This window comes from Pseudomonas fragariae (ex Marin et al. 2024) (genome assembly GCF_059621105.1).
Window position 1 is genome coordinate 6,181,368 of sequence record NZ_CM184369.1, and the last position, 21,996, is coordinate 6,203,363.

Genomic DNA, 21,996 nt, shown 5'->3' on the forward strand with positions numbered 1-21,996 from the left:
GCTCTGCAAAGGTGGGTCAATAAAGCGGGGCAATCGAATATTGATACGCGGGTGTGCTGCGCCTCAAATGTTATGTTATAACGCTTGAAGATTCTTAATGCAGCCTTCCCAAGCGATCTTCCGCCGCCATGATCAACCCTGTTCCCCAATCCTTTCCAGTCACCACCAAGCACGCCTTGCAGGCAGGTCAGCATACTCAGCAATGGATACCCAGTGAGCCGCACTCGCGGCACGTCGCTGTGGACCCGCGTGTTTGATGCTGGCGCTGGAACGCCTCGCGTGGGCACCGGAACAGACGTCAGTCTGCACGCACCAACATTTTGCCTTGAAGGATATCGACCTGCAGATCGCCGCAGGCGAGTTCGTCGGCCTGATCGGGCCCAATGGCAGCGGCAAGACCAGCCTGCTGCGTTGCGCATTCCGCTACAGCCGCCCGCACAGCGGCAAGGTCGCCATCAATGCCCGCGATATCTGGTCCTGCAGCTCGCGCTGGTGCGCCCGGCACGTGGCAGTGGTTGCCCAGGAGTTTCCCGATGCATTCGGCCTGACGCTGCTGGATGTGGCAAACATGGGGCGTGCCCCTCACCAGGGATTCTTTGCCGCAGACAGTGACCACGACCGCACAATTGTACAAAACGCGCTGAACGCCGTCGGGCTGGCGGGCTATGAGCAGCATCGGTTCGACACGCTTTCCGGCGGCGAGAAGCAGCGTTGTCTGCTGGCGCGGGCGCTGGTGCAAGAACCCCGACTGATGGTGCTGGACGAACCCACCAACCACCTCGACCCGCGCCATCAACTGGAATTGCTCGGGCTGGTCAAACAGCTCGGCACGGCCACGCTGGCCAGTATCCATGACCTGAACCTGGCGGCGGCATTCTGTGATCGCCTGTGTGTCATTCATCACGGCCGGCTCATTGCGCAAGGCACGCCCCGGGAGGTGCTGACCCCGGAAATGCTGCTCAGTGTGTTCGGCGCCAAGGCGCTGGTCGACAGCCACCCTCTGCGTGACTACCCACGCATCACCTGGATACCCTGACATGAACAGCCTGTCCGCCCGCCTGGCTTTGGCCGCGTTGCTATGCAGCCCGATGGCGCATGCCGCCTACCCTGTCACCGTGCAAAGCTGTGACCGTTCGGTGACGTTCACGGCTGCGCCGCAGCGCGCGGTCAGCAACGATGTGAACCTCACCAAAATGATGGTTGCTCTGGGTTTGCAATCGCACATGGTCGGCTACAGTGGCATCACCGGCTGGAACAAACCCGATCAGGCGCTATTGCGCGACCTGGGCACGCTGCCCGAGCTGTCCAGTAAATACCCGTCTCTGGAAACGCTGCTCAATGCCAACGCCGACTTCTATTTTGCCGGCTGGAACTATGGCATGCGCGTGGGTGGCGATGTCACGCCGCAAAGTCTGGCCCCGCTGGGCATTCAGGCCTATGAACTGACCGAGTCCTGCGCCCAGATAATGCCCCGCGCCGAGGCGACGCTGGAGGATGTCTATAACGACCTGCTCAATCTGGGCCGGATATTCGATGTGCAGAGCCGGGCCGAAACGCTGGTTGCGCAGATGCGCCGCAGCGTGAGCGACGTCGAGAAAAGCGTGGCGGGCAAATCGCCGCCCAGGGTGTTTCTGTACGACAGCGGCGAAGACCGGCCGATGACCGCCGGGCGCCTGGCCATTCCCCAGGCGCTGATCAGCGCTGCAGGCGGCCGCAATGTCATGGGCGACGTCGCAGCCAGCTGGACCCACGTCAACTGGGAGTCGGTCGTGCAAAGCAATCCCGAGGTGATCGTCATCGTCGACTACGGTGAAGTCAGCGCTGCGCAGAAACAGCACTTTCTTGAAAGCAATCCGGCACTGCACTCCGTGGACGCGATCCGCAACCGGCGTTATGTCGTGCTGCCCTATGTGGCGGTGACGCCCGGCATCGACAATGTCACGGCCATCGAAACGCTTGCAGCGGCATTTCATGATGTGAAGCGATGACGCTGGCGCAGTGGCTGACCGAACGGCCGCGCCGTTACCTGGGCCTGTTGATCGCTCTGACGCTTTTGCTGCTGACGTCGTGCCTGGTGTGCATCACCTTCGGCGCGGCCCCTGTGCCCTTGAGCCGGGTGATGGCTATCCTGATGTTCAAACTCTCCGGTACTGCCGAACACCCACCGCTCTGGACAACGGGACAGGAAACCATCGTCTGGCTGATACGTACGCCCCGCGTCTTGCTGGGCGCGCTGGCAGGCGCAGGGCTGGCGTTGATCGGCAGCGTTCTGCAAGCCGCGACCCGTAATCCGCTGGCCGATCCGCATTTGCTGGGGGCGACCTCGGGCGCCACGCTTGGCGCCGTGATCGTGGTCATGCATGTGGGGGAAGTGTTTGGCATGCTGACATTGCCACTGGCCGCCTTTGTCGGCTCGCTGGTCAGCCTGTGCCTGGTGCTGTGGCTGGCCAGTCACCAAGGCCGGCTGGACAGCCAGCGCCTGCTGCTCGGCGGTGTGGCCGTGTCCTTCGTGATGATGGCAATCGCCAACCTGTCGTTGTTTCTGGGCGACCACCGCGCCAGTTCCTCGGTGCTGTTCTGGATGCTGGGCGGGCTGGGTCTGGCCCGCTGGGAATTGCTTGCGGTGCCGTTTATCACGGTGCTATGCGGTTGGATCCTGCTGCAAGGGCTGGGTCGTTCACTGAACGCGCTGATGGGCGGCGACCAGACCGCCGTGAGCCTTGGCCTGCAAGTGCGCAATATGCGCCTGCTGGTTTTTCTGATCGCCTCACTGATGACCGGCGTACTGGTCGCCCTGTGCGGCTCCATCGGTTTTGTCGGCCTGATGGTGCCGCACATGGCCAGACGTCTGGTGGGCTCGGAGCATCGACGACTGTTGCCTGTCGCCACCCTTCTGGGCGCATTGTTGATGGTCTGGGTCGACGTCATCTCCCGCACGCTGATCGCCCCCGAAGACCTGCCGATAGGCATTACGACCGCCTTGTTGGGAGGGCTGTTTTTCATTTTCATGATGAAGCGCGGTCAGTAATCGGCAAGGTGTTTGCCGTGGGCAAACAGGACTGCCCGCGGCCCTTCCGACTACATGACAAACTCGTGTCATCGTTCCTTAACACCTTTATGACATTTATTTTGCGCTGGTTATTTCAGGCTGCCGAGGCGCCTGAGAATAAACCGGCTCATCCATTCATGTCATGAGGCGGAAGGAGCGGCACTTGAAAGTGACAGTGTTCGGAACCGGTTATGTGGGGCTTACTCTTGCCGCCTGTCTGGCTGAAGTAGGCCATACCGTCTGTTGCATGGATGTCGACAGCAAGCGCATTGATGCGCTTCGCGAAGGCATATGTCCGATATTCGAACCCGGTCTTGGCGAACTTCTGCGCAACGGCCTGGACTGCAAAAGACTGAGTTTCACGACCGATGAGGTACACGCCAGTCGCTTTGCAGAGTTGGTCTTCATCGCCGTCGGTACGCCAGCGCAAGCCGACGGCAAGGCGGACCTGAGCCAGGTGCTTGCCGTACTGCGCTGCGTGATCAGACACGCCGAAAGTGCCCCGATCATTGTCAACAAGTCGACCTCGCCAGTGGGCACCGTTGACCGCCTGCTCGCTGAGATCGCTGCCAGTGCGCGACGTGATGACGGCTTTGAAGTGATCAGCAACCCCGAGTTTTTCAAGGAAGGCTGCGCAGTCAGTGACTGCCTGCGTCCGGATCGCATTATCGTCGGCGGGGCCAGTCCGCGAGCGCTGGAGCAGATGCGCGAGTTGTATCAGCCCTTCAGTCGCAACCGCGAGAAGTTTGTGGTCATGGATGCGCGCAGCGCAGAGCTGTCCAAATATGCTGCCAACTGCCTGCTGGCGACCAAGATTTCGTTCATCAACGAGATCGCCAACCTGGCTGAACAGGTGGGTGCTGACATAGAACAGGTCCGGCTTGGCATCGGCTCCGACCCTCGTATCGGTTATGACTTCATTTACCCGGGCTGCGGCTTCGGTGGCTCATGCTTTCCCAAGGACTTGCAGGCGCTGATCGGCACGGCCAGCGAGCACGGCGTGGAGACGGCGTTGCTCAACGCCGTGAAACAGGTCAATCGCCGCCAGAAGCACCGCCTGTTCGAAAATATCCACACGCATTATCACGGTGATCTGAGGGGCAAGGTCTTCGCTGTCTGGGGACTGGCCTTCAAGCCCAATACCGATGACATTCGCGAAGCAACCAGCCATACCCTGCTCAAAGCACTCTGGGCAGCCGGTGCCAGGGTTCAAGCGCACGACCCTCAAGCAATAGAAGCGGTCAGGCATCATTACGGCGAGCGAAACGACCTGCAACTGGTGCAGTGCAAGCAAGATGCACTGGAAGGCGCAGACGCTCTGGTGGTGGTGACCGAATGGCAGGACTACCGGGTGCTGGATCTGGACGCGCTCGGCGAAACGCTCGGTGATCGCGTGGTGTTCGATGGCCGCAACCTGTTCGACCCGGCGCAACTGCGTGAGGCGGGCTTTACCTACTACGGCATTGGTCGTGGCCGGGCGACGCCGGCATGACGGTACTGGTGACAGGTGCTGCAGGGTTCATCGGGTTTCATGTCGCCAGGCGTCTGTGCGAGCTCGGCGTGGAGGTCGTCGGCATCGACAACCTCAACGATTACTACAGCGTCGAGCTCAAACAATCGCGCCTGGCCCTACTCCAGCGCCTGCCAGGTTTCACGTTCCACAGGCTGGACATCACCGATGCCGAAGGGCTGTCCGCCCTCTTCTCGCAAAATGGCTTCGAACAGGTCATTCATCTGGCGGCTCAGGCCGGTGTGCGTTATTCGCTTGAACAACCGAATGTTTACGCCCAATCCAATCTGGTCGGCTTTATCAACGTGCTCGAGGCCTGTCGGCAGTATCGACCGGCGCACCTGATCTACGCGTCGAGCAGCTCGGTGTACGGCGCCAATACGCGCATGCCGTTTCAGGTCGAGGATGCGGTCGACCGGCCGCTGTCCCTGTATGCCGCCACCAAGCGCGCCAACGAACTCACCGCCTACAGCTATTGCCACTTGTACAGCCTGCGCGCCACAGGGCTGCGCTTTTTCACCGTCTACGGCCCCTGGGGCCGGCCGGACATGGCGCTGTTCAAGTTCACCAAAACCATGCTGGCCGGCCAGCCTGTGGATATCTACAACCACGGCGAAATGGCGCGGGACTTCACCTACATCGACGACATTGTCGAAAGCATCCTGCGCCTGCGTCTGCTGCCGCCCGATGCGGTTGGCAGCGAGCCGCCCCATCAACTCTTCAACATCGGCCGGGGTCAGCCCGTCAAGCTGCTGGAGTTCGTCGATTGCCTGGAGGCCGCGCTAGGCCTGCGCGCTGAACGGCGCTACCTGCCCTTGCAGGCGGGCGACGTGCTGCAAACCTGGGCTGACGTCAGTGCGCTGAGCCAATGGATCGACTTTCAACCACAGGTCTCGGTCGACACCGGCGTCAGGGCCTTCGTCGACTGGTATCGGGAGCACTATCAGGCCCGGATCTGCGAGCCACTTCAATAACAAGGACTTCCATGACCACGCCCACTTTTCTCTCCGTCGTGATCCCGGCCAAAAACGAAGCCGATAACCTGCCCAGCCTGATAAAAGAAATTTGCACAGCGCTGGACGGAGAACGCTACGAGATACTGGTCGTTGACGACGGCAGCACAGACGACACCTTGAAAGTGCTGACTCACCTCAAGGACAGCGGGCTGACCGTGTTGCGGATCCTGCGCCACGAGCGATCACTCGGGCAGAGCACCTCGGTCTATCACGCAGCACTGGCAGCCAACGGCACCTGGCTGGCAACCCTGGACGGTGACGGTCAGAACGACCCGGCGGACATTCCGGGGATGTTGGCGCTGGTACGCGCTCACGCAACAGGCTCGGAGGCGATACAGCTGGTGGCAGGCCACCGGGTGAATCGGCGCGATACCGCCAGCAAACGCTGGGCTTCGCGCTTTGCCAACGGCCTGCGCAGCCGGCTTCTCAACGACTCGACTCCAGACACCGGGTGCGGCCTGAAACTGATCGAGCGAGCCGCGTTTCTGCGCCTGCCGTACTTCGACCATATGCACCGGTTCATTCCAGCGCTGATTCAGCGACATAACGGCCGTATGGTCACGCACCCCGTCAACCACCGTCATCGCCAGGCCGGCGTGTCCAAGTACGGCAACCTGGACCGCGCGCTGGTGGGCATTCTTGATCTGGTCGGGGTCTGGTGGCTGATCCGTCGGACTCGCCTGGATGTTCAGGCACAGGAACTGCGGCCATGAAGCCGGACAACGAGACCTTCTGGCTGATCCTCGGCTTTGTCGGGCAGGCGGTTTTTACCGGCCGCTTTGTCCTGCAATGGCTGTACAGCGAATTCAAGAAGCGCAGCATCATCCCGGTAGGCTTCTGGTACCTGAGCATGCTGGGCAGCACGATCCTGCTGGCCTACGCCATTTATCGACAGGACCCGGTCTTCATCGCCGGCCAGGCCTTTGGCCTGCTGGTGTACATGCGCAACCTGCAGCTGATCAGCCGACAGGCCAAGACACCTGAGGAGCAATGACGGTGCGAACTCACCTTTCGCCTCGCCTTGAGGGCTGGCTGCTGGTCGCGCTGGCCGTTTTACTGGTCGGGGGCGGCCTGGGCTTGCGTCTGCCGCAGAACGTGGACGAAGAGCGTTTTCTCGGCGTTGCCCTGGAAATGCTGCAGAACGGCTCATGGTTCGTCCCGCACCGGGCCGCGCAGATTTATGCCGACAAACCGCCGCTGTTCATGTGGGCGACGGCATTCTTCATTTGGCTGACGGGCAGCCCGAACATCGCGCTGTACCTGCCCGGGCTGCTCTCTGCAGGCGCAACCACCGCAGTCCTCTACGATCTGGGCACCCGCCTGTGGAACCGACGCATCGGTCGGTACGCCGCCTTGTTGTTTCTGGCGACCTATCAGACCTACAGCATCCTGCGCACCGGGCAGATCGACAGTTTTCTGTGCTTGTGGATTGCGCTGGGCTTCTACGGTCTGGTTCGCCACGTGTTGCTCGGGCCGGCCTGGGGCTGGTTCTATTTCAGCTGTGCGGCCATGGGTCTGGGCATCATCACGAAGGGCGTCGGTTTTGTTCCTGCGTTGATGTTGATCCCTTACGCCTATGCCGCGCGCAAAGGTTGGCAAGGTGTGGTGGCCATGCCTGGACAGGCCGCTCGCTGGGCGCTGGGTCTGCTGGTGTTATTGCTGGCCTGCTGCCTGTGGCTGGTGCCGATGATTATCTCGGTCGTGCGTGACGGCGGCCCGGAAGGGTTCGCCTACGTGCAGGAAATACTCTTGCACCAGACCGCCAATCGCTACGCCAGCGCCTGGGACCATCGCGAGCCCTTCTGGTATTTCTTCGTCAAAGTCATCCCGCAGTATTGGCTGCCGCTGGTGCTGGCGCTGCCCTGGCTGATCCCGGCCTGGCGCCGACAGTTGAGCAAGCACGATGGCCGGGTGTTGGTACTGCTCGGGTGGGTGTTGCTGGTGCTGCTGTTCTTCAGCCTCTCCAGTGGCAAACGCAAAATCTACATCTTTCCGGCGCTGCCCGGCCTGGTACTGATAGCCGCCCCCTTGCTGCCCTGGTTATTGAAACGCTGGTTCCATGACCGCATACGGGCTCGGCGAATCGTCCCGGTGGTGGTGGTTATCTGGCTCGGTCTGTGGTTCGCCAGAGGGTTCGTCGAACCCGTCATAGAAGGCCAAAACCCACACAAGGAACTGATGGAACAGGCCGCTTACGTCACTCAAGGTGCTGATCTGGTGCTGGTCAACTGGCGCGAGGGGCACTGGCTCTATGCACGCCAACCCATTGTGCATTTCGGTTTTGCCAAGCCGTCGGCAACCGAACAGGCCGCCCGCTGGCTAAGAGAACACCCCGGCACCTTTGCGCTGGTGCCAGGCGAGCAACTGGCCAATTGCTTCTTGCCGGAAAAAGCCCGGCCGCTGGGCCAGACCTCCAGAGCTGACTGGTTCATCGTCGATGCCGATGCCGACAATGGCCGGTGTAAACCGCAACGCCCTATGCAGGCCTATCGCTTCGCCTGGCAGCAGAATGTTGATTAATCCCCCGCCCAGCCACCCAACACGCGGGAGTGCCTGAAGCCATGCAGCTGGAAACGATCAAGGCAAAGCGCCTGACGTGGTCGAACGTCGCTCGAAGGCAGGTATCACTCGCACAACTCGTGTTGAGTGCAGCTGCTCTCGGGCTGCTGATCCTGGCCTATGCCGTGTCGACACATTTTCAGGTCCACCAACAGCTGTACCAATACGGTCGCACCTGGTTAAAGGGCAATACGGCAGCCGACAAGAATATCTGGCTGCCGGATTTCCAGGTGGTTATCGACGCCAAACCACTTGCCCCGGACGTCGCCAATATCTCCGGGATCACCTACGACTACGACAATGACCGACTGCTGGCAGTGACCAACAAAGGCCCCATGCAACTGCTGGCGCTGAACACGAACGGCGACATAATCGACCGCTACCCACTGATCGGTTTCGACGACACAGAGGGTGTGGCTTATCTGGGCAACGGTCGCATCGTGCTGTGCGATGAAGATCTCCAGCAACTGGACATCATCACGTTGCCGACGCAGGCACGCCCCATCCACGTCGAGGAAGCTCAGTTCATTGCGCTACTGATCAACCCCAGCATTCATAACAAGGGATTCGAAGGCGTAACCTACGATCCCGCCAACGACCTTCTGTTCGCGATCAAGGAACGCGATCCACGCCAGATGTTCGAGGTTTCCGGCGTCCTGCGCTCCATCGATCAAGGCCGTTTGCAGATCAAAATTGCCGACCGGCTGGACTGGATCACGAAAAGTGTCGCTGCACGCGACCTTTCAGACGGCTACTACGATCCGCGAACTGGCCATTTACTGCTGCTCAGCGACCAGTCGCGCTCGATCACGGAACTGGACAGCAAAGGACGATTCGTCAGCATTCGATCACTGCTGGCTACCTTCTCCGACCTCAAGCACAGCGCCCCCCAACCCGAAGGCCTGACCATGGATCGCGCAGGCAACCTGTACGTCGTCAGTGAGCCGAATCTGTTTTACAAGTTTTCGAAAGTGCCGGAATAGGTAGTGAAGAAACTAGGCCTTGAGGGTGACTTTCGGGGGGTAGGGTCTGTTTTGGGAGAGCTTACGGAAGTCGGAAAAATCGGACGCTGAGGCTTTTCGACCGGTCTTGACCAGGCGCAAAGGTCGGTTTTGCTGCTTTCACAACGCTATCGATCTTCACGGGAGTGCCACAGGCGCAGCAGATAGACAGTGGAATTCACTATCTCGTAACGCATCTCGTAATGGCCGATCTGAATCCGGCGCACATCCCTGGGCTCAAATTCTTCAAGGCGCTCGCCGATGCGCGGGTTAGTCCGCAGCGTAGTCGGCGCTGACGTGAGCTGCTGTACGGTTCGTGCAGCAGCAGGCTGATTTACCGCTGCCAGAAACTCGTAAAGCCTAGCAATGTCAGAAAGCGCCTTGCTTGTCCACTTCAGTTCCATCAGCGCGGTAACGGCAACGCCGTGTCGGTGCTAAGGCTATCAGCCCAGGCCTGCACAGCCTGGTGGTCGATTATGCGGCCAGCATCAACATCAGCCAAGGCTTCGCGGGTCAGGCGACTGCGTTCCTCTTCCTGGTCTATCCAAGCGGACAGCGCCTGTTTGACGATCCAGTTTTTGGAGCGTTCGAGACGCTCTGCCATCAAATCGACTTTTTGTGCCAGTTGCTCAGGAACGTGAGCCGTGACAGATCGGGTTTTGGCGGTTGTTGCCATGATGAGATACTCCTGATTGTCACTCGATTCAAAGTTAATCATAGTGAATAATTAGCCATCGTCAAGCGCGCTAGCAGGTCGGGCCTAATCCTAGGCCTATCCAATAGAATCCACATTTTTTATTGGAGGGTATTGACACAGTGCCAGGCGAGTTGGCGCACTGCTTCCGCTGCAATGAACCCTCAAGGAGATGAGTGCAATGTCGCGTAAAGTTTTCGTAGCCGGCGCATCCGGTGTAATCGGCAGAGCCCTGCTCAAGCTTTTGGTGGCTGCGGACTACAGCGTATATGGCGCTACCCGTCGCGCCGAAAAAGTGAAGGACATCGAGGCCACAGGTGCTACGGCAGTGGTGGTTGATGTCTATGACGCCGAGCGTTTAAACAAAGAGTTGGTCCGCATACAGCCATGGGCTGTTATTCATCAACTGACAGATCTGCCTCGTGGCTTGAGTCCTGAATTGATGGCCAAAGCGGTCGAGAACAACGCACGTATCCGTACAGAAGGAAAGCGTAATCTGGTAGCCGCCGCTCGAGCCGCTGGCGCTACACGCCTGATAGCTCAAAGCATCGCCTGGGCCTACCGTCCAGGCGACACCCCTTATCTGGAAACCAGCCCTCTGGACGTAGAGGCACAAGGCAGCCGTGGCATCAGCGTGGAGGGTGTGGCGGCCCTGGAACAGCAAGTGCTCAGCGAGCCTGCATTGAACGGCACAGTCTTGCGCTATGGTCAGTTGTACGGGCCCGACACCGGCACTGACGAGCCGACCGGTACCAGCCCAGTACACGTACAAGACGCTGCGCGTGCAGTACTGCTGGCGTTGCAAAAAGAGCAAAGTGGTATTTTTAATATCACTCAGGACAGCCCGACCGTCAGCAACGAAAAAGCCAAGCGCATACTGGGGTGGTCTCCTTCCATGGAGGCTTGACGCCACAACGCAGTTACTCCGTACGAAGGAGTGACCGCGTTAGGACTTATTTTGAATAAATCTGAGTCTGCTCTAATTTACTGAAGCCCCCACCCCTGTGGATAACTCACTCCACCGTCACCGACTTCGCCAGGTTCCTCGGCTGATCGACATCCGTCCCCTTCAACACAGCCACATAATACGAAAGCAACTGCAGCGGAATGGTGTACAGAATCGGTGCCAGGGCATCGATGATGTGTGGCATGGCGATGACGTGGGTGCCTTCGCCGTTCTTCATGCCGGCTTGCTCGTCTGCGAATACGATCAACTCGCCGCCGCGTGCGCGCACTTCCTGCAGGTTGGATTTGAGTTTCTCCAGCAGTTCGTTGTTCGGTGCGACGGTGACGACTGGCATGTCGGCGTCGACCAGCGCCAGCGGGCCATGCTTGAGTTCGCCGGCCGGGTAGGCTTCGGCGTGGATGTAGGAGATCTCTTTGAGCTTGAGTGCGCCTTCCATTGCCACCGGGAACTGTGCGCCGCGCCCGAGGAACAGGGTGTGGTGCTTCTCGGCGAACAGTTCGGCGACTTTCTCGACCGTGCCATCCATTGCCAGCGCTTCGCCGAGGCGGGTTGGCAGGCGACGCAGTTCTTCGACCAGTTGCGCTTCGACGCCCTCCTCCAGCGAACCCTTGACCTGACCCAGCGACAGGGTCAGCAGCAACAAGGCAACCAGCTGGGTGGTGAAGGCTTTGGTCGATGCCACGCCGATTTCCGGACCGGCCTGGGTCAGCAGGGTCAGGTCGGATTCCCGCACCAGTGAGCTGATGCCCACGTTACAGATGGCCAGGCTGGCCAGAAAGCCCAGTTTCTTGGCGTTGCGCAGCGCTGCCAGGGTGTCGGCGGTTTCACCAGACTGCGAGATCGAGACGAACAGGGTGTCCGGTTGAACCACTACCTTGCGATAGCGAAACTCACTGGCCACTTCGACCTGGCAAGGGATGCCGGCCAGGCCTTCAAGCCAGTAACGCGCGACCATGCCGGCGTGGTAACTGGTGCCACAGGCGACGATCTGAACATCGCGTACTTTGGCGAACAGCTCGGCAGCCTGTGGGCCGAATGCGTGGACCAGCACTTGCTGCTGCCCCAGACGGCCTTCGAGGGTGCGCTGTACGACCTTGGGCTGCTCGTGAATTTCCTTGAGCATGAAGTGGCGGTACTCGCCCTTGTCGGCGGCTTCGGCGCCTTCGTGGTATTGCACCACTTCACGCTCGACCGAAACACCGTCGACGTTCCAGATCTGCACGCTGTCGCGACGGATCTCGGCGATGTCGCCCTCTTCCAGGTACATGAAACGGTCGGTGACCTGACGCAGTGCCAGTTGGTCGGAGGCCAGGAAGTTTTCACCCAGGCCCATGCCGACAACCAGCGGGCTGCCGCTGCGGGCTGCCAGCAGGCGATCGGGCTGCGCGGCATTGATGACCGCAAGCCCATAAGCACCGTGAAGTTCTTTCACCGCAGCTTTCAGGGCAACCGCCAGATCGGCGGTGTCCTTGAGCTTGTGGTGCAGCAGGTGGACGATGACTTCAGTGTCGGTATCGGATGCGAAGACGTAACCCAGGCCTTTCAGCTGTTCACGCAGCGCTTCGTGATTCTCGATGATGCCGTTGTGGACAACTGCCAGCGTGTCGGCCGAGAAGTGTGGGTGGGCGTTACGCTCACACGGGGCGCCGTGGGTCGCCCAACGCGTGTGGGCGATGCCCAGACGGCCGATCAGCGGCTCGCCGGCAAGTGCCTGTTCCAGCTCACTGACCTTGCCGGAGCGACGACGGCGCTCAAGGGTGCCTTCGTTGCTGAAGACTGCCACGCCCGCGCTGTCATAGCCGCGGTATTCAAGGCGCTTGAGGCCTTCGAGCAAAATGGCCGTGATATTACGTTCAGCAACGGCGCCGACGATTCCACACATGGTTATCTCCTAGCTGACAGCAGCACAAATCAGATTGATGCCGCGGGCCTGTATCTGATCGCGTGCCTCACTGGACAGGCGATCATCAGTAATAAGGGTGTGGATACTGCTCCAGGGCAGCTCCAGATTGGGGATCTTGCGACCGACCTTGTCGGCTTCGACCATGACCACCACTTCCCGGGCGACTTCCGCCATGACCCGGCTCAAGCCCAGCAGCTCGTTGAAGGTGGTGGTGCCACGCACCAGATCGATGCCGTCAGCACCGATGAACAGCTGATCAAAGTCGTAGGAGCGCAGTACCTGCTCCGCGACCTGCCCCTGAAAGGACTCCGAGTGCGGGTCCCACGTTCCGCCCGTCATCAACAAGACCGGTTCGTGTTCCAGCTCGGTCAGGGCGCGCGCAACATGCAGGGAATTGGTCATGACCACCAGGCCGGGTTGCTGGCCCAGCTCAGGGATCAATGCCGCCGTGGTGCTGCCACTGTCGACGATGATTCTGGCGTGCTCGCGAATCCTGCAAACCGCAGCGCGGGCGATGGCCTGTTTGTAGCGCGAAACTGGCTGACTGCCATCGCTTATAAGCTCATGGGGAAGCGGCACTGCTCCCCCGTAACGGCGCAACAGCAGGCCGTTGGTTTCAAGCGCAGCCAGGTCCTTTCGAATCGTAACTTCGGAAGTTTCAAAGCGTCTGGCCAAGTCGTCCACACTGACTTCGCCTTGCTCGTTGAGCAGGGCGAGAATGTTGTGGCGACGTTGTGGTGTATTGCGCTTCGACATGACTGCCTTAAGTTTCGTTTCGAAAGATAACGAAGGCAATCAAAACCTATTTTTTGGGTTTGGTCAAGGTTTCAGGATGGGGCGGCGCAATTTCCATCGGATACTCGTGACACCGGCTTTTGAGCCTGGGGTTTGACGCGGAGCATCACGAACAGCATTCCTACGCTGGAGCGTGAGGAACGAGAGGTGTCTGCCGGAACGCTATCGTACCCATGCTCCGCGTGGGTATGCGGTTCTGGACGCTCTGCGTCCTGGCTTGAGTGTCAACTGTGAATAGTTATGGACGCGTGCCAATGCTGAGCATCGGCACGCGGGTCATCAGGAACTGTGGATAACTCAGTCTTTGCTGATTTTCACCGGACGCTTCCAGCCTTCGATATTACGTTGGCGGGCGCGGGCTACGCCTAGTTGTTCAGCAGGCACGTTCTGGGTGATGGTCGAACCGGCTGCAGTCGTCGCACCGTCCAGGATATCCACAGGCGCAACCAGAGAGTTGTTGGAACCGATGAAGACGTCTGCACCCAACGTGGTCTTGTGCTTGTTGGCACCATCGTAGTTACAGGTAATGGTACCGGCGCCGATATTGGTGCGTGCGCCAATTTCGGCGTCGCCCAGATACGTCAGGTGGCCGACCTTGGCGCCCTCGCCCAGGTTCGCATTCTTGAGCTCGACAAAGTTACCCACATGCGCCTTGGCACCCAGCACGCTGCCTGGTCGCAGGCGTGCAAACGGACCTGCGTCACTGCCCTCACCCAGGATCGCACCTTCGATGTGGCTGTTGGCTTTAACGACGACACCCTTGCGCAGGGTGCTGTCCTTGATGACGCAGTTCGGACCGATGACCACGTCATCCTCGATCACGACCTTGCCTTCAAGAATCACATTGATATCGATCAGCACATCGCGACCGACGCTGACTTCACCACGCACATCGAAGCGCGCAGGGTCACGCAGGGTCACACCAGCCGCCATCAGACGACGGGCTTCGCGCATCTGGTAATGACGCTCCAGCTCGGCAAGCTGCTTGCGATCATTGGCGCCCTGCACTTCCATCGCGTCGTGGGGCTGCTCTGTGGCAACCACCAGGCCGTCATTAGCCGCCATGGCTATCACGTCGGTGAGGTAATACTCGCCCTGGGCATTGTTGTTGGACAGCCGCCCCAGCCAGTCAGCGAGATGAGCGGCCGGCACGGCGAGAATGCCGGTATTGCCTTCGGTGATAGCCTTCTGCGCGTCACTCGCGTCTTTATGCTCAACGATGGCACAAACACGATTCTGATCATCGCGAACGATACGGCCGTAACCGGTAGGGTCATCCAGCGTAACGGTCAGCAGACCCAGTTGCTGCGGGTTGACCCGTTCGAGCAGGCGCGAAAGCGTTTCCACTTCGATCAACGGTACATCGCCATAAAGAATCAATACGGTGTCAGCCGTGAGCGCGGGCAGCGCCTGAGCAACCGCATGGCCGGTACCGAGTTGCTTGTCCTGCATCACGAAATTCAAGTCATCGGCTGCCAGCTGCTCACGCACGGCATCAGCGCCGTGGCCGATCACGACATGTATGCCACTTGGGGATAACTGACGCGCGCTGTGGATAACATGACCCAGCATGGAATTGCCGGCCACGGGGTGCAGAACCTTCGGCAGCGCGGAACGCATCCGGGTACCTTGGCCAGCAGCGAGAATAACGATATCGAGAGACATGATAGGACTACCAACTGAGCGGCAACCGGACCGAAGACGGGCTGACTTGAAAGAGGAAATCTGAAAAAAGAAAAAGGGTAGCCGAGGCTACCCTTTTTCTCAATCGCGCATCGAGTGCAGCAGGGTTAGCCGCCGAACTTCTTGCGAATTTGCTGAACGGTGCGCAGCTGAGCTGCAGCCTCGGCCAGACGAGCAGTTGCAGATCCGTAATCGAAATCTGCGCCCTTCTCGTTCAGGGCCTTCTCTGCAGCCAGTACGGCCGCCTGAGCAGAAGCTTCATCCAGGTCGGCAGCACGTTGCACAGTATCGGCAAGCACCTTGACCATGTTCGGCTGAACTTCAAGGAAACCACCGGAGATGTAGAACACCTCGGCTTCCCCACCCTGCTTGATCAAGCGGATCGGGCCCGGCTTCAGATCAGTGATCAGCGGCGCGTGGCCTGGAGCGATACCGATATCACCCAGGTTGCCGTGCGCAATCACCATCTCGACCAGACCGGAGAAGATTTCCCCTTCCGCGCTGACGATGTCGCAATGGACTGTCATAGCCATTTGCTTGCCTCAACCTAATAGCGCCCGTTGCCGGGCGCCGGGATTACAGTTTCTTGGCTTTCTCGATCGCTTCTTCGATGCCGCCGACCATGTAGAACGCTTGTTCTGGCAGGTGGTCGTAGTCACCGTTGAGGATGCCTTTGAAGCCAGCAATGGTGTCTTTCAGGGAAACGTATTTACCCGAAGCACCGGTGAAGACTTCTGCCACGAAGAAAGGCTGGGACAGGAAGCGTTGGATCTTACGAGCACGGTTAACCAACTGCTTGTCGGTCTCCGACAGCTCGTCCATACCCAGGATCGCGATGATGTCTTTCAGCTCTTTGTAGCGCTGCAACACATACTGAACGCCGCGAGCGGTGTCGTAGTGTTCCTGGCCAATGACGTTCGGGTCCAGCTGGCGCGAAGTCGAGTCCAGTGGATCTACCGCCGGGTAGATACCCAGGGAGGCGATGTCACGGGACAGTACGACGGTGGCGTCCAAGTGGGCAAACGTGGTCGCTGGCGACGGGTCAGTCAAGTCGTCCGCTGGTACGTATACGGCCTGGATCGAGGTGATCGAACCATTCTTGGTGGAAGTGATGCGCTCTTGCAGAGTGCCCATCTCTTCAGCCAGAGTCGGCTGGTAACCTACTGCGGAAGGCATACGGCCCAGCAGTGCGGATACTTCGGTACCGGCCAGGGTGTAACGATAGATGTTGTCGACGAACAGCAGAACGTCGTTACCTTCGTCACGGAACTTCTCGGCCATGGTCAGGCCGGTCAGTGCTACGCGCAGACGGTTACCCGGCGGCTCGTTCATCTGACCGTAGACCAGTGCCACTTTGTCCAGAACGTTGGAGTCCTTCATCTCGTGGTAGAAGTCGTTACCCTCACGAGTACGCTCACCCACACCGGCGAACACGGAATAACCGCTGTGCTCGATGGCGATGTTACGGATCAGTTCCATCATGTTTACGGTCTTGCCGACACCGGCACCACCGAACAGACCGACTTTACCGCCTTTGGCGAACGGGCAGACCAGGTCGATAACCTTGATGCCGGTTTCCAGAAGGTCGTTGCCGCCTGCCTGCTCAGCGAAGGACGGTGCAGGACGGTGAATGCCCCAGCGCTCTTCGGTGGCGATCGGGCCAGCTTCGTCGATCGGGTTGCCCAGCACGTCCATGATCCGGCCCAGCGTCGCTTTACCGACCGGTACGGAGATGGCTGCGCCAGAGTCTGTGACTTCCAGACCACGCTTCAAGCCCTCGGTGGAGCCCATCGCAATGGTACGAACCACGCCGTCGCCCAGCTGCTGCTGAACTTCCAGGGTGGTTCCTGCCGCGCTCTGAACTTCCAGCGCGTTGTAGATACTCGGTACGCTATCGCGTGGGAATTCCACGTCGATCACGGCGCCGATGATTTGAACGATACGTCCGCTACTCATTAGCTGGTTCCTCTAATATTTGAACCGTTAAACCGCGGCAGCGCCGCCGACGATTTCCGAGATCTCTTGGGTGATCGCTGCCTGACGCGCCTTGTTGTAGATCAGCTGCAAATCGCTGATCAAATCACCGGCGTTGTCTGTGGCGTTCTTCATCGCGATCATCCGCGCTGCTTGTTCAGCTGCGTTGTTCTCGACCACCGCCTGGTACACCTGCGATTCCACGTAGCGAACCATAAGGCCGTCTAGCAGCTCTTTGGCATCGGGTTCGTAGAGATAGTCCCAGTGGTGCTTGAGCCCTTGATCCGGGGTTGCCACCAGCGGAATCAATTGCTCCACTGTTGGTTGCTGGGTCATGGTGTTGATGAACTTGTTGGATACCACGGACAGGCGATCAATACGGCCATCCAGGTAAGCATCCAGCATCACCTTGACGCTGCCGATCAAGTCGTTGATCGACGGCTCTTCGCCCAGGTGGCTGATCGCAGCGACGACGTTACCGCCGAAGTTGCGGAAAAATGCCGCACCTTTGCTGCCGACCACGCACAGATCGATCTCTACACCGTTTTCACGGTTCACCGCCATGTCCTTGACCAGAGTCTTGAACAGGTTGGTATTCAAGCCACCACACAGACCACGGTCACTGCTCACGACGACATAACCAACGCGCTTCACAGGGCGCTCAATCATGAACGGGTGGCGGTACTCCGGGTTGGCGTTTGCCAGATGACCAATCACCTGACGAATGCGCTCCGCGTAAGGACGGCTAGCAGCCATGCGCATTTGAGCCTTGCGCATTTTGCTGACCGCCACTTTTTCCATGGCGCTGGTGATCTTTTGCGTGCTTTTGATGCTCGCAATCTTGCTGCGAATCTCTTTTGCGCCTGCCATGTAACACCTATCAGGTTAGCAAGCGGGAGCCTTGCGGCCCCCGCTGCGGCTTACCAGGTTTGGGTGGCCTTGAACTTCTCGATGCCGGCTTTCATGCCAGAATCGATTTCGTCATTGAAGTCACCCTTCACGTTGATCTTCGCCATCAAATCGGCGTGATCGCGGTTGAAGTAAGCAATCAGCGCTTGTTCAAAGCTGCCGATCTTGGCGATTTCGACGTCAGTCAGGAACCCACGCTCAGCGGCATACAGCGACAGCGCCATGTCAGCGATCGACATTGGTGCGTATTGCTTCTGCTTCATCAGCTCGGTAACGCGCTGACCATGCTCAAGTTGCTTGCGGGTCGCCTCGTCCAGGTCAGAAGCGAACTGGGCGAATGCCGCCAGTTCACGGTACTGAGCCAGAGCGGTACGGATACCACCGGAAAGCTTCTTGATGATCTTGGTCTGAGCGGCACCACCCACACGGGATACCGAAACACCGGCGTTCACAGCCGGACGGATGCCGGAGTTGAACATGGCCGATTCCAGGAAGATCTGACCGTCGGTGATGGAAATCACGTTGGTCGGAACGAACGCGGAAACGTCGCCAGCCTGGGTTTCGATGATCGGCAGTGCGGTCAGGGAACCGGTTTTGCCGGTCACTGCGCCGTTGGTGAACTTCTCTACGTACTCTTCGGAAACACGCGATGCGCGCTCCAGCAGACGGGAGTGGAGATAGAACACGTCGCCTGGGTAAGCTTCACGGCCTGGTGGACGGCGCAGCAGCAGGGAAATCTGGCGGTAAGCCACTGCTTGCTTGGACAGATCGTCATAAACGATCAGCGCGTCTTCACCGCGGTCGCGGAAGAACTCGCCCATGGTGCAACCCGAGTACGGTGCAAGGAACTGCAGCGCAGCGGATTCGGAAGCACTTGCAGCCACGACGATGGTGTTAGCCAGTGCGCCGTTTTCTTCGAGCTTGCGAACAACGTTGGCGATGGTCGATTGCTTCTGACCGATCGCTACGTAGACGCAGAAGATGCCGCTGTTCTTCTGGTTGATGATTGCGTCGATGGCCAGAGCGGTTTTACCGATCTGACGGTCACCGATGATCAGCTCACGCTGGCCACGGCCGACAGGAATCATGGCATCGACAGCCTTGTAGCCAGTCTGTACAGGCTGGTCTACCGACTTACGCCAGATCACGCCTGGAGCAACTTTCTCGACCGCATCGGTCTCGGTGTTGTTCAGCGGACCTTTGCCGTCAACTGGGTTACCCAGTGCATCGACAACGCGACCCAGCAGTTCCTTACCCACCGGAACCTCGAGGATGCGGCCAGTGCACTTGGCGCTCATGCCTTCAGCCAGAGTCGTGTAAGCGCCCAGTACAACGGCACCCACGGAGTCTTGCTCAAGGTTCAGCGCCATACCGTAGACGCCGCCCGGAAACTCGATCATTTCGCCGTACATTACGTCGGCCAGACCATGAATCCGCACGATACCGTCAGACACGCTGACGACTGTGCCTTCGTTACGGGCTTGGGAGGTTACATCGAGCTTGTCGATGCGACCCTTGATGATTTCACTTATTTCGGAAGGATTGAGTTGCTGCATTGCTCTGCTGCCCCTTCAAACTCAAGATTTCAATGCTTCGGCTAGTTTCGCGATCTTGCCACGAACTGAGCCATCGATAACCAGGTCGCCGGCGCGGATGACGACACCCCCTATAAGAGAGGCATCCTCCGCAGCATGCAGGCGCACTTCCCGGCCGAGCCGTGCACTGAGAACCTTGGCGAGTTTGTCTTGCTGTTCTTGGTTCAATGCAAAAGCACTGGTGACATCCACATCGACCGATTTTTCCTGCTCGGCCTTGTACAGGTCGAACAGTTCGGCGATCTCCGGCAAAAGCGGGAGGCGGTCGTTTTCAGCAACGACGTGAATGAAATTCTGTGCCTTGGCATCGAACTTTTCGCCACACACTTCAATAAAAGTGGTGGCCTTTTGTGCGCTCGTCAGTCGCGGGGCCTTGAGCATGCGCTGCATGGTGTCGTCTTGCGACACCGCAGCAGCCAGGCCGAGCATGGCTGACCAATTGGCCAGCTGCTGGTGGGCCTGCGCATGCTCGAAGGCCGCCTTCGCGTAAGGTCGGGCCAACGTGGTCAGTTCTGCCATGATCGCCCTCGCTTAAATTTCAGCAGCCAGTTTGTTAACCAGCTCCGCGTGCGCGTTTTGATCGATTGTGGCACCCAGGATCTTCTCTGCGCCATTGACTGCCAGGCTACCCAACTGGGCGCGCAAGGCGTCTTTGACACCGTTCAGTTCCTGCTCGATCTCGGCCTGAGCCTGAGCCTTCACACGGTCAGCTTCAACGCGTGCCGTTTCACGGGCTTCGTCGACAATCTGGGTACCGCGTTTCTTGGCTTGCTCAATGATCTCGGCTGCTTGAGCTTTAGCTTCGCGCAGTTGTTGACCCGCTTTTTCTTGGGCCAGCTCCAGGTCGCGAGCTGCTCGGGAAGCAGCGTCCAGTCCATCCGCGATCTTCTTCTGACGTTCGTGCAAAGCCGCGATGACCGGAGGCCACACGAACTTCATGCAGAACAGCACAAAAATGAAGAACGCAACGGACTGGCCAATCAGGGTTGCATTAATGTTCACGCCAACACCTCGCTCGTTCGTTGTCCATCACACCAATCAACTCGAAAATTCGAGTGATCAGCCAGCGAGTTGACCAACGAAGGGGTTCGCAAAGGTGAAGAACAGAGCGATACCAACACCGATCATGGTCACGGCGTCGAGCAGGCCCGCAACGATGAACATTTTAACTTGCAGCATTGGAACCATTTCCGGCTGACGCGCTGCGCCTTCCAGGAACTTGCCGCCCAACAGGCCGAAACCGATTGCAGTACCCAGTGCGCCCAGGCCGATCAACAGTGCAACAGCGATAGCGGTTAGACCAACTACAGTTTCCATCTTTCCTCCCGACTTTTACGTCGTATTGGTTAGGTTTTTTTAATTGAAGCGGTAAAACAAAATCGTTTCTACATCAGCCCTTGCGGGCACCGCCTCGCCACTGGCGAGACGGTCATCAGACGCGTCCTGAGACGAATCTCAATGGTTATCTTCGTGAGCCATCGACAGGTAGACGATGGTCAGCATCATGAAGATGAACGCTTGCAGGGTGATGATCAGGATGTGGAACACAGCCCACGCCCACTGCAGCACTACACCCAGACCGCTGAGCCACAACAGACCGCTGCCGAACATCACAGCGATCAGGATGAAGACCAGCTCGCCAGCATACATGTTGCCGAACAGACGCAGAGCCAGGGAAATCGGCTTGGCGATCAGCGTCACGAATTCCAGCAGGAAGTTGACCGGGATCAACAGCGCCTGAACGAACAGGTTCTTGCTGCCGAACGGGTGAAGGGTCAGCTCGCCGATGAAACCGCCGATGCCCTTGACCTTGATGCTGTAAAAAATGATCAGTGCGAACACGGACAGGGCCATGCCCAGCGTGGCGTTCGGGTCAGTGGTCGACACGGCACGGAACGGAATGTGCGAGTCACCCGAGATCATCATCGCCAGCTGTGGAATCCAGTCCACCGGTACCAGGTCGACCGCGTTCATCAGGAAGACCCAGACGAAAATGGTCAACGCCAGTGGCGCGATAACCGCGCTACGGCCGTGGAAGCTGTCTTTCACGCTGCCGTCGACGAACTCGACCAGCACTTCGACGAAGTTCTGCAGTGCGCCAGGCTGACCGGAAGTTGCCTTCTTGGCCGCCATGCGGAAGATCAGAACGAAAATCAGACCCAACGCAACCGACCAGCCGAGGGTATCGACGTGGAAGGCCCAGAAACCCATTTCCTTGGCTTCCGCTGCGGTGTGGGCAAAGCCCCATTCGCCATTGGGCAGGTGCCCGAAGGTAAGGTTCTGCAAGTGGTGCTGGATATAGCCCGAAGCTGTTTGCTCTGCCATGGTTGCCTCAAACGCC

At 58.9% G+C, this 21,996-nt stretch carries 23 protein-coding genes; 10 read left to right on the forward strand and 13 right to left on the reverse strand.

Annotation, left to right across the window (positions count from 1 at the left end):
- Positions 1-256: 256 nt before the first annotated feature.
- The 9 genes from AC54XV_RS26965 (at position 257) to AC54XV_RS27005 (ending at position 9,117) form a co-directional block, all read left to right on the forward strand.
- Positions 257-1,036, forward strand: coding sequence for an ABC transporter ATP-binding protein (locus AC54XV_RS26965; RefSeq protein ID WP_060409241.1), 780 nt, complete (start codon positions 257-259; stop codon positions 1,034-1,036).
- A 1-nt stretch (position 1,037) separates the two neighbouring features.
- Entirely contained in the window at positions 1,038-1,988 is a 951-nt protein-coding gene (locus AC54XV_RS26970) for an ABC transporter substrate-binding protein (protein ID WP_060409242.1), read from the forward strand.
- Positions 1,985-3,028 carry a FecCD family ABC transporter permease gene (locus AC54XV_RS26975; RefSeq protein WP_054092694.1) on the forward strand — a complete coding sequence of 348 codons (1,044 nt, stop codon included), beginning with the start codon at positions 1,985-1,987 and terminating at the stop codon, positions 3,026-3,028. The genes AC54XV_RS26970 and AC54XV_RS26975 overlap by 4 nt, the downstream gene beginning before the upstream one ends.
- A 184-nt stretch (positions 3,029-3,212) precedes the next feature.
- On the forward strand, positions 3,213-4,541 hold the full coding sequence (locus tag AC54XV_RS26980; RefSeq protein ID WP_496717538.1) for a UDP-glucose dehydrogenase family protein: 1,329 nt from the start codon (positions 3,213-3,215) through the stop codon (positions 4,539-4,541).
- Positions 4,538-5,533, forward strand: a complete 996-nt coding sequence (locus AC54XV_RS26985) for an NAD-dependent epimerase/dehydratase family protein (protein ID WP_060409243.1) — start codon at positions 4,538-4,540, stop codon at positions 5,531-5,533. Before AC54XV_RS26980 ends, AC54XV_RS26985 begins: the two co-directional genes overlap by 4 nt.
- 11 nt (positions 5,534-5,544) lie before the next feature.
- On the forward strand, positions 5,545-6,288 hold the full coding sequence (locus tag AC54XV_RS26990; RefSeq protein ID WP_058822555.1) for a glycosyltransferase family 2 protein: 744 nt from the start codon (positions 5,545-5,547) through the stop codon (positions 6,286-6,288).
- On the forward strand, positions 6,285-6,569 hold the full coding sequence (locus AC54XV_RS26995) for a lipid-A-disaccharide synthase N-terminal domain-containing protein (RefSeq protein WP_003367870.1): 285 nt from the start codon (positions 6,285-6,287) through the stop codon (positions 6,567-6,569). The genes AC54XV_RS26990 and AC54XV_RS26995 overlap by 4 nt, the downstream gene beginning before the upstream one ends.
- Positions 6,566-8,095, forward strand: a complete 1,530-nt coding sequence (locus tag AC54XV_RS27000) for an ArnT family glycosyltransferase (protein WP_024651904.1) — start codon at positions 6,566-6,568, stop codon at positions 8,093-8,095. Before AC54XV_RS26995 ends, AC54XV_RS27000 begins: the two co-directional genes overlap by 4 nt.
- 41 nt (positions 8,096-8,136) lie before the next feature.
- Positions 8,137-9,117, forward strand: coding sequence for an SdiA-regulated domain-containing protein (locus tag AC54XV_RS27005; protein WP_060409245.1), 981 nt, complete (start codon positions 8,137-8,139; stop codon positions 9,115-9,117).
- Between the two features lie 146 nt (positions 9,118-9,263).
- On the opposite strand, the gene AC54XV_RS27010 is transcribed toward AC54XV_RS27005, so the two are convergent.
- Complete coding sequence (locus AC54XV_RS27010) at positions 9,264-9,539, reverse strand: type II toxin-antitoxin system RelE/ParE family toxin (RefSeq protein WP_003401398.1); 276 nt, start codon at positions 9,537-9,539, stop codon at positions 9,264-9,266.
- Positions 9,539-9,811, reverse strand: coding sequence for a CopG family ribbon-helix-helix protein (locus tag AC54XV_RS27015; protein ID WP_003401400.1), 273 nt, complete (start codon positions 9,809-9,811; stop codon positions 9,539-9,541). Before AC54XV_RS27015 ends, AC54XV_RS27010 begins: the two co-directional genes overlap by 1 nt.
- Positions 9,812-10,010: 199 nt before the next feature.
- On the opposite strand from AC54XV_RS27015, the gene AC54XV_RS27020 reads away from it, so the two are divergent.
- Positions 10,011-10,736, forward strand: a complete 726-nt coding sequence (locus AC54XV_RS27020; RefSeq protein WP_060409246.1) for an NAD-dependent epimerase/dehydratase family protein — start codon at positions 10,011-10,013, stop codon at positions 10,734-10,736.
- 106 nt (positions 10,737-10,842) lie between these two features.
- Here the strand turns inward: AC54XV_RS27020 and glmS are convergent, their stop codons facing one another.
- The 11 genes from glmS to atpB form a co-directional block, all read right to left on the reverse strand.
- Positions 10,843-12,678: a glutamine--fructose-6-phosphate transaminase (isomerizing) gene (glmS, locus tag AC54XV_RS27025; RefSeq protein ID WP_058822558.1), complete on the reverse strand. Its 1,836-nt coding sequence runs from the start codon at positions 12,676-12,678 to the stop codon at positions 10,843-10,845.
- Positions 12,679-12,687: 9 nt separating this feature from the next.
- Complete coding sequence (locus tag AC54XV_RS27030) at positions 12,688-13,455, reverse strand: DeoR/GlpR family DNA-binding transcription regulator (protein WP_010422861.1); 768 nt, start codon at positions 13,453-13,455, stop codon at positions 12,688-12,690.
- A gap of 336 nt (positions 13,456-13,791) precedes the next feature.
- On the reverse strand, positions 13,792-15,159 hold the full coding sequence (gene glmU / locus AC54XV_RS27035; RefSeq protein ID WP_060409247.1) for a bifunctional UDP-N-acetylglucosamine diphosphorylase/glucosamine-1-phosphate N-acetyltransferase GlmU: 1,368 nt from the start codon (positions 15,157-15,159) through the stop codon (positions 13,792-13,794).
- Between the two features lie 125 nt (positions 15,160-15,284).
- A complete protein-coding gene (locus AC54XV_RS27040) occupies positions 15,285-15,710 on the reverse strand; it encodes a F0F1 ATP synthase subunit epsilon (RefSeq protein WP_003413751.1) in 426 nt (141 codons plus the stop codon).
- Positions 15,711-15,753: 43 nt separating this feature from the next.
- Complete coding sequence (gene atpD / locus AC54XV_RS27045) at positions 15,754-17,133, reverse strand: F0F1 ATP synthase subunit beta (RefSeq protein ID WP_002555982.1); 1,380 nt, start codon at positions 17,131-17,133, stop codon at positions 15,754-15,756.
- Positions 17,134-17,160: 27 nt separating this feature from the next.
- On the reverse strand, positions 17,161-18,021 hold the full coding sequence (gene atpG / locus AC54XV_RS27050) for a F0F1 ATP synthase subunit gamma (RefSeq protein ID WP_003367855.1): 861 nt from the start codon (positions 18,019-18,021) through the stop codon (positions 17,161-17,163).
- 50 nt (positions 18,022-18,071) lie between these two features.
- Entirely contained in the window at positions 18,072-19,616 is a 1,545-nt protein-coding gene (atpA, locus tag AC54XV_RS27055) for a F0F1 ATP synthase subunit alpha (RefSeq protein WP_002555984.1), read from the reverse strand.
- A 21-nt stretch (positions 19,617-19,637) separates the two neighbouring features.
- Positions 19,638-20,174, reverse strand: a complete 537-nt coding sequence (locus AC54XV_RS27060) for a F0F1 ATP synthase subunit delta (RefSeq protein ID WP_003315956.1) — start codon at positions 20,172-20,174, stop codon at positions 19,638-19,640.
- A 12-nt stretch (positions 20,175-20,186) separates the two neighbouring features.
- The gene (locus AC54XV_RS27065; RefSeq protein WP_003401414.1) at positions 20,187-20,657 is read right to left on the reverse strand and encodes a F0F1 ATP synthase subunit B; all 471 of its coding nucleotides are present in this window, start codon (positions 20,655-20,657) and stop codon (positions 20,187-20,189) included.
- Positions 20,658-20,714: 57 nt separating this feature from the next.
- Positions 20,715-20,972 carry a F0F1 ATP synthase subunit C gene (gene atpE, locus AC54XV_RS27070; RefSeq protein ID WP_002555987.1) on the reverse strand — a complete coding sequence of 86 codons (258 nt, stop codon included), beginning with the start codon at positions 20,970-20,972 and terminating at the stop codon, positions 20,715-20,717.
- 138 nt (positions 20,973-21,110) lie between these two features.
- On the reverse strand, positions 21,111-21,980 hold the full coding sequence (atpB, locus tag AC54XV_RS27075) for a F0F1 ATP synthase subunit A (protein WP_003315954.1): 870 nt from the start codon (positions 21,978-21,980) through the stop codon (positions 21,111-21,113).
- Positions 21,981-21,996: the final 16 nt, after the last annotated feature.

Coding starts and splice junctions, on each gene's coding strand:
- AC54XV_RS26965 (WP_060409241.1), top strand. CDS start 257: ATGCTGGCGCTGGAACGCCTCGCGTGGGCACCGGAACAGACGTCAGTC.
- AC54XV_RS26970 (WP_060409242.1), top strand. CDS start 1,038: ATGAACAGCCTGTCCGCCCGCCTGGCTTTGGCCGCGTTGCTATGCAGC.
- AC54XV_RS26975 (WP_054092694.1), top strand. CDS start 1,985: ATGACGCTGGCGCAGTGGCTGACCGAACGGCCGCGCCGTTACCTGGGC.
- AC54XV_RS26985 (WP_060409243.1), top strand. CDS start 4,538: ATGACGGTACTGGTGACAGGTGCTGCAGGGTTCATCGGGTTTCATGTC.
- AC54XV_RS26990 (WP_058822555.1), top strand. CDS start 5,545: ATGACCACGCCCACTTTTCTCTCCGTCGTGATCCCGGCCAAAAACGAA.
- AC54XV_RS26995 (WP_003367870.1), top strand. CDS start 6,285: ATGAAGCCGGACAACGAGACCTTCTGGCTGATCCTCGGCTTTGTCGGG.
- AC54XV_RS27000 (WP_024651904.1), top strand. CDS start 6,566: ATGACGGTGCGAACTCACCTTTCGCCTCGCCTTGAGGGCTGGCTGCTG.
- AC54XV_RS27005 (WP_060409245.1), top strand. CDS start 8,137: ATGCAGCTGGAAACGATCAAGGCAAAGCGCCTGACGTGGTCGAACGTC.
- AC54XV_RS27010 (WP_003401398.1), bottom strand. CDS start 9,539: ATGGAACTGAAGTGGACAAGCAAGGCGCTTTCTGACATTGCTAGGCTT.
- AC54XV_RS27015 (WP_003401400.1), bottom strand. CDS start 9,811: ATGGCAACAACCGCCAAAACCCGATCTGTCACGGCTCACGTTCCTGAG.
- AC54XV_RS27020 (WP_060409246.1), top strand. CDS start 10,011: ATGTCGCGTAAAGTTTTCGTAGCCGGCGCATCCGGTGTAATCGGCAGA.
- glmS (WP_058822558.1), bottom strand. CDS start 12,678: ATGTGTGGAATCGTCGGCGCCGTTGCTGAACGTAATATCACGGCCATT.
- AC54XV_RS27030 (WP_010422861.1), bottom strand. CDS start 13,455: ATGTCGAAGCGCAATACACCACAACGTCGCCACAACATTCTCGCCCTG.
- glmU (WP_060409247.1), bottom strand. CDS start 15,159: ATGTCTCTCGATATCGTTATTCTCGCTGCTGGCCAAGGTACCCGGATG.
- AC54XV_RS27040 (WP_003413751.1), bottom strand. CDS start 15,710: ATGGCTATGACAGTCCATTGCGACATCGTCAGCGCGGAAGGGGAAATC.
- atpD (WP_002555982.1), bottom strand. CDS start 17,133: ATGAGTAGCGGACGTATCGTTCAAATCATCGGCGCCGTGATCGACGTG.
- atpG (WP_003367855.1), bottom strand. CDS start 18,021: ATGGCAGGCGCAAAAGAGATTCGCAGCAAGATTGCGAGCATCAAAAGC.
- atpA (WP_002555984.1), bottom strand. CDS start 19,616: ATGCAGCAACTCAATCCTTCCGAAATAAGTGAAATCATCAAGGGTCGC.
- AC54XV_RS27060 (WP_003315956.1), bottom strand. CDS start 20,174: ATGGCAGAACTGACCACGTTGGCCCGACCTTACGCGAAGGCGGCCTTC.
- atpE (WP_002555987.1), bottom strand. CDS start 20,972: ATGGAAACTGTAGTTGGTCTAACCGCTATCGCTGTTGCACTGTTGATC.
- atpB (WP_003315954.1), bottom strand. CDS start 21,980: ATGGCAGAGCAAACAGCTTCGGGCTATATCCAGCACCACTTGCAGAAC.